Below are 4,655 nucleotides of genomic sequence, written 5' to 3' on the forward strand. Positions count from 1 at the left end.
TTTCTTATTCCTTCAATATAGTGGTGAAGAATACATCTTGAATACACATATTCATCCTTTGAAATTAAAACTATTTCTGCATCTTTATCTAATTCTCTTAAAGTTTTTGCACCACTAATTCCTGCTGCTGATGCTCCTATTACTACATATCTCATTAATCTTCAACCTCCCCAAGTGTTATTGCTGCCATTGGACATTTAGCTACACATTGAGGTGTCTTTTCTTCACATGAAACACACATATCACACTTCATAATTTCTTTTTTAGTTCTATCGTCAGCTTTTAATACGCCATACGGACAAGCCATTATACACATATAACAACTAGCACATCTATCTTTATCATATTGAACATATCCTGTTTCTTTATCCTTATGCATAGCTCCTGTCATGCAAGTAAATACACATTCTGGCTTTTCACAGTGTCTACAGAATATTGGTGCATATTTTCCTTCACTGTCTATAACAACTCTACTTCTAGTTTCTTCAGTATCATGAGATACTATACAAGCTGAAGTACAAGTTAAACAACCAATACATTTATTTCTATCTATTTTAATTCTTTTCATAAGCTTTCCCCAATCTACTTTATAGTTTCTATTTTAACTGCACATGTTTTATATGATGGCTCTTTTGAATAAGTATCATATACTGATGGAGTTAAGTTGTTAGTTTCTATATAATGCATAGGTGCATATAATTCTCCTTCTTTAACATCCTTAGTTACTTTAGCTAAGAATTTAGAAGTATTTCCATTTACTGATTTAACATTTATATAATCATTAGTTTTTATTCCAAGCTTACTTGCATCATTATTATTTACATAAACATATGCTTCACTTTCAACAACATGATTTGTAAATGCTATCTCTCTTGTTCTAGTTTGTGTATGCCACTGTCCTACAGTTCCTCTTCCAGTATTAAATGCATATGGGTACTCTTCATTTACACCTACTGGATTTATAGCTATATCTTCAAATAAAAGCTTAGCTTTTCCATTTGGATGATAGAATTTTTTATCTTCATAAAGTCTTCTTTCGTCTGACTCTAAAGTTTCACCTTCTTTAAGTGGCCATTGGATTCCATTAGACTCCATTAAATCATTATAATTTACTCCTGTAAAATCACATGGTAAACCTTTTGTACAAGCTCTTAACATATTAAATGCACTTTCTTTAGTTTCCCATACATCTAATTCACTAGTCATTCCAAGTGCTCTTCCTACTCCTAAGAAAACATCATAATCATCTTTTTCATTTTCAGTTTTCTTTAATACTGGACTAAGTCCTGTAAGTCTTCTTTCAGTATTTATTAAGAATCCTTCTTTTTTAAGTGTTGATGTAACTGGTAACATTACGTCTGCATATACTGCTGTATCTGTATCATCATATATATCTTGAACTATTAAAAGGTCTAAGTTTTCTATAGCCTTTCTAAATGTTTCATTGTTAGTCCATGAATGAAGTGGATTTGTTGCAACTATCCAAAGAGCTTTTATTTCCCCTTGAATTGCTTTTTCAATTATCATGTTGTATGGAATTGTTGGCTTTGTTGGAAGCATATCTTTATCAATTTTCAAAGCTTTAGCTACCTTTTCACGCTCAGCTTCATTTCCATAATCTCCACCTGCATAAAGACCTGTTGTATTACTAAATAATCTTGAACCCATTGCATTACATTGACCTGTAATTGAGTTTGCACCAGTTCCAGGCTTTCCAATATTTCCTGTTATAAGAGCTAGGTTTATTATTCCTTGTGCTGTTCTAACTGCTTGATAACTTTGGTTTACTCCCATAGTCCACCAGAAAGAAACTCTCTTTCCATTATGAATTAAATCTACAAGTTCTAAAACTCTTTCTTTACTTATTCCAGTCTTTTCAAAAACATTATCTAATGTAAAGTCCTGTACAAATGCTTTAAAATCTTCAAAGCCATCAACATGGTTTTCTATAAATTCTTTATCTATGTAATCTTTCTCTATTAATGTGTTCGCTATTGTATATAAAAGTGTTAAATCTGCCTTTGGTTTTATATCAACCCAAATGTCTGCATTTTTAGCTGTTTCTGATTTTCTTGGATCTATAACTATAACCTTAGCATCTTTATTATCCTTAATTTTTCCCCATATAATAGGATGTGCAACTACTGGGTTTGCTCCTATTAAAAAGATTGTATCTGAAAGTTCTAAATCTTTTAGTGCATATGGTGGTGCATCAAATCCAAAGCTTTGCTTATGTGCTACAACAGAAGTTGCCATACAAAGTCTTGTATTTCCATCTCCATTTCCACCTAAATATGTTCTTCCTATATGTCCTATTAATGCCATTTCAGTAGTATCAAGTTGCCCTGTACTTATAAATGCAAAGCTTTCTTTTCCATACTTCTCTTGAACTTCCTTTATTCTTTTAGCTGTTTCATTGAAAGCAGTATCCCAAGAAACATTTTCTAAAACACCATCTTTATTTTTTACTTTAGGACCATTTGGTTTAAACATAGTATTTTGCTTATCTAAGCTTAATCCTTTTATACAACTAAATCCTTTATTTATTGGATGTCCTTTAGTTGGAATTATTTTAACTATCTTTTCATCCTCTACGTAAAAATCTAAATTACATGCAATCGAGCAGTAATTACAAGTTGACTGTACTTTCTTCATACGAATACCTACTTTCATTTAATAAATCTTTGATAAATTTTTATCTATCTCTATAATAATACGATATCTAATTCCATAAAATTTAACTGTGATTTTCATCACACTTATATCATTATGTTTAACTAAATTTTATTTTTTTATTAATTATTTATAATTTTCTTTTTCTATTTTCCATAATTTATTTAAATATCTTTTCTTTCACTCTAATTATAGCATTTACCCCATTTTCATTTTATGAATACACTTTCAGCTCCTCTAACTAATACTCTTTCTTTTATAATATTTTTTATTTATTATTTCCACTTTATTTAAATTTATAATATAATGAAGAGAGGTGATTTTTATGAAATATTTTAGTGTTAAAAAACCAGTTGTTCTTTTCCTTGGTGGTTTAGTTTGGCTTTTTGCTGCTATAAGAGTTTTTTTAATTGGTAAAGAAAGCATTCTAGACGCTACTACTATAGATTATATAATTGATGGGGTAATAATACTTATAACTTTAGCTATTTTTTACTTCTTCATATTTAAAAATCTAACAATAAAACATGCAAAAAGAATAATGACAAGCTCTTTAGAAAAGCATTGTCCATTTTCATTCTTTGATGTAAAAAGCTATATCATAATGATAATAATGATTTCATTAAGCATAGGCTTAAGATACCTAAATATAATAAACCTAAATTACTTAGGAAGCTTTTATATAGGAATAGCCATTGCATTATTTATAGGTGGAATCTTATTTATCAGAAATGGACTTTTATTCAATAAAATGAAAATAAAATTTGGTATTAATTAGTTTTTATCTTTTTATACAAAAATATGTCCCTCTTTTCACTTTAATTTAACTTCTAGTTAACATTTTCTCTTTTTGAAAATGATATTATTACCTTCGGTAATAATTAAATAAAGGGGGACTTTATATGTCTACAAAAAACAAAATCTTATCTATTCTATTATTAATTTTTCTTTGGCCTATAGGACTAATTATATTAATTAAGAAAAAACCATTTAGAAAAATTTCATCAATTTTAATAGGAATTATTACATTCTTTGCATTCTTTATATTCATATCAGCAATTTTTGGTTCATCTAGTAATCCTGAAATGAATTCTGTTGCAAATACAGCTTCTACAACACAGGCAATACACAAGCAAATACCAAAAACACCTGTTAAACCACAAAACTCTTCAGAGTCTACAACTAATTCAGTTACATCAAAAGATACTGTATCAAAAGATACTTCTACAAAATCTGTAGTTAAGTCAGTTGCACCAAATGATAATTCATCTGCCACTACTTCTACAACACATGTAATTAAATCAGATACATCAGATACTACTCAGTCTAAAGATAGTTCTTTAAATGAATCTTATGCAACATCAAATGATGAACCAGTACATCATGCCTCACCACAACCTAAAGAAACTGGTGAAACTGGTACTATTCATTTTGACAGTCATACAAAAGAAGTTATCTTACATAGTTCTCCTGGAAGTCACACTGGTGAAGTTGAGCATTTAGAAAATGGGACTACTGTTTCCATTCTTGGAAAAGACAGAGCTTACTACCATGTAAGCGTTGATGGTGAAACAGGTTATGTTTATGATAGATATGTTGATTTAAATTAGAATTCAAAATTCTATAAATAAAAACTGCAAAACACTAAAAAAGGAAGTAGCTTGGCTACCTCCTTTTGATTTGCTTGCAAATCCCCTAATTCTACATTCTTAATTTTAAATTTTTAATTAAAATCAAGCTTTTCAATCCAATCTAAATCTAATTCTTTTGCAAATTTCTTTCCTTTTTCTAAGTCTTCTAAATCTTTTGGACTATGGGCATCTATTCCTATAAGTCTTTGTACATCATACTCTTTTGATAATTCCCAAAATTCTTGCATTGGATACATATATCTTTCTCCACGTGAAGTTTTCATTTTTCCTTTTTTTAATCCATTTATATTTATTTCTAATGGCATTTCTAGTTTTTCAGCAGTCTTTAAT

General features: G+C 29.2%; 5 protein-coding genes and 1 pseudogene. 2 read left to right on the top strand and 4 right to left on the bottom strand.

What is annotated here, in order from left to right:
- From ACRC28_RS05330 to ACRC28_RS05340, 3 genes are all read right to left on the bottom strand, one after another.
- A partial coding sequence (locus tag ACRC28_RS05330) for an FAD-dependent oxidoreductase (protein WP_438542419.1) occupies positions 1 to 155 on the bottom strand: 155 nt, incomplete at its 3' end.
- Positions 155 to 568, bottom strand: a complete 414-nt coding sequence (locus tag ACRC28_RS05335; protein WP_438542415.1) for a 4Fe-4S dicluster domain-containing protein — start codon at positions 566 to 568, stop codon at positions 155 to 157. The genes ACRC28_RS05335 and ACRC28_RS05330, both read right to left, overlap by 1 nt.
- Before the next feature lie 14 nt (positions 569 to 582).
- Positions 583 to 2,655: a molybdopterin oxidoreductase family protein gene (locus ACRC28_RS05340; RefSeq protein ID WP_438542416.1), complete on the bottom strand. Its 2,073-nt coding sequence runs from the start codon at positions 2,653 to 2,655 to the stop codon at positions 583 to 585.
- A gap of 343 nt (positions 2,656 to 2,998) precedes the next feature.
- Here ACRC28_RS05340 and ACRC28_RS05345 point away from each other — a divergent pair, with 343 nt between their 5' ends.
- Together ACRC28_RS05345 and ACRC28_RS05350 are read left to right on the top strand one after the other, a co-directional pair.
- Complete coding sequence (locus ACRC28_RS05345; RefSeq protein ID WP_438542417.1) at positions 2,999 to 3,451, top strand: hypothetical protein; 453 nt, start codon at positions 2,999 to 3,001, stop codon at positions 3,449 to 3,451.
- 124 nt (positions 3,452 to 3,575) lie between these two features.
- Entirely contained in the window at positions 3,576 to 4,283 is a 708-nt protein-coding gene (locus tag ACRC28_RS05350) for an SH3 domain-containing protein (protein ID WP_438542418.1), read from the top strand.
- A gap of 113 nt (positions 4,284 to 4,396) precedes the next feature.
- Here ACRC28_RS05350 and ACRC28_RS05355 read toward each other — a convergent pair.
- Positions 4,397 to 4,655: pseudogene (locus ACRC28_RS05355) on the bottom strand (histidinol-phosphatase); the annotation flags it as partial.

Source organism: Clostridium sp., assembly GCF_051650885.1.
Classification (GTDB): Bacteria; Bacillota; Clostridia; order Clostridiales; family Clostridiaceae; genus Clostridium.

What these genes read in the sequence shown, in the direction of transcription:
- ACRC28_RS05340 (WP_438542416.1), bottom strand. Translation starts at nt 2,655, where the DNA reads ATGAAGAAAGTACAGTCAACTTGTAATTACTGCTCGATTGCATGTAAT.
- ACRC28_RS05350 (WP_438542418.1), top strand. Translation starts at nt 3,576, where the DNA reads ATGTCTACAAAAAACAAAATCTTATCTATTCTATTATTAATTTTTCTT.
- ACRC28_RS05335 (WP_438542415.1), bottom strand. Translation starts at nt 568, where the DNA reads ATGAAAAGAATTAAAATAGATAGAAATAAATGTATTGGTTGTTTAACT.
- ACRC28_RS05345 (WP_438542417.1), top strand. Translation starts at nt 2,999, where the DNA reads ATGAAATATTTTAGTGTTAAAAAACCAGTTGTTCTTTTCCTTGGTGGT.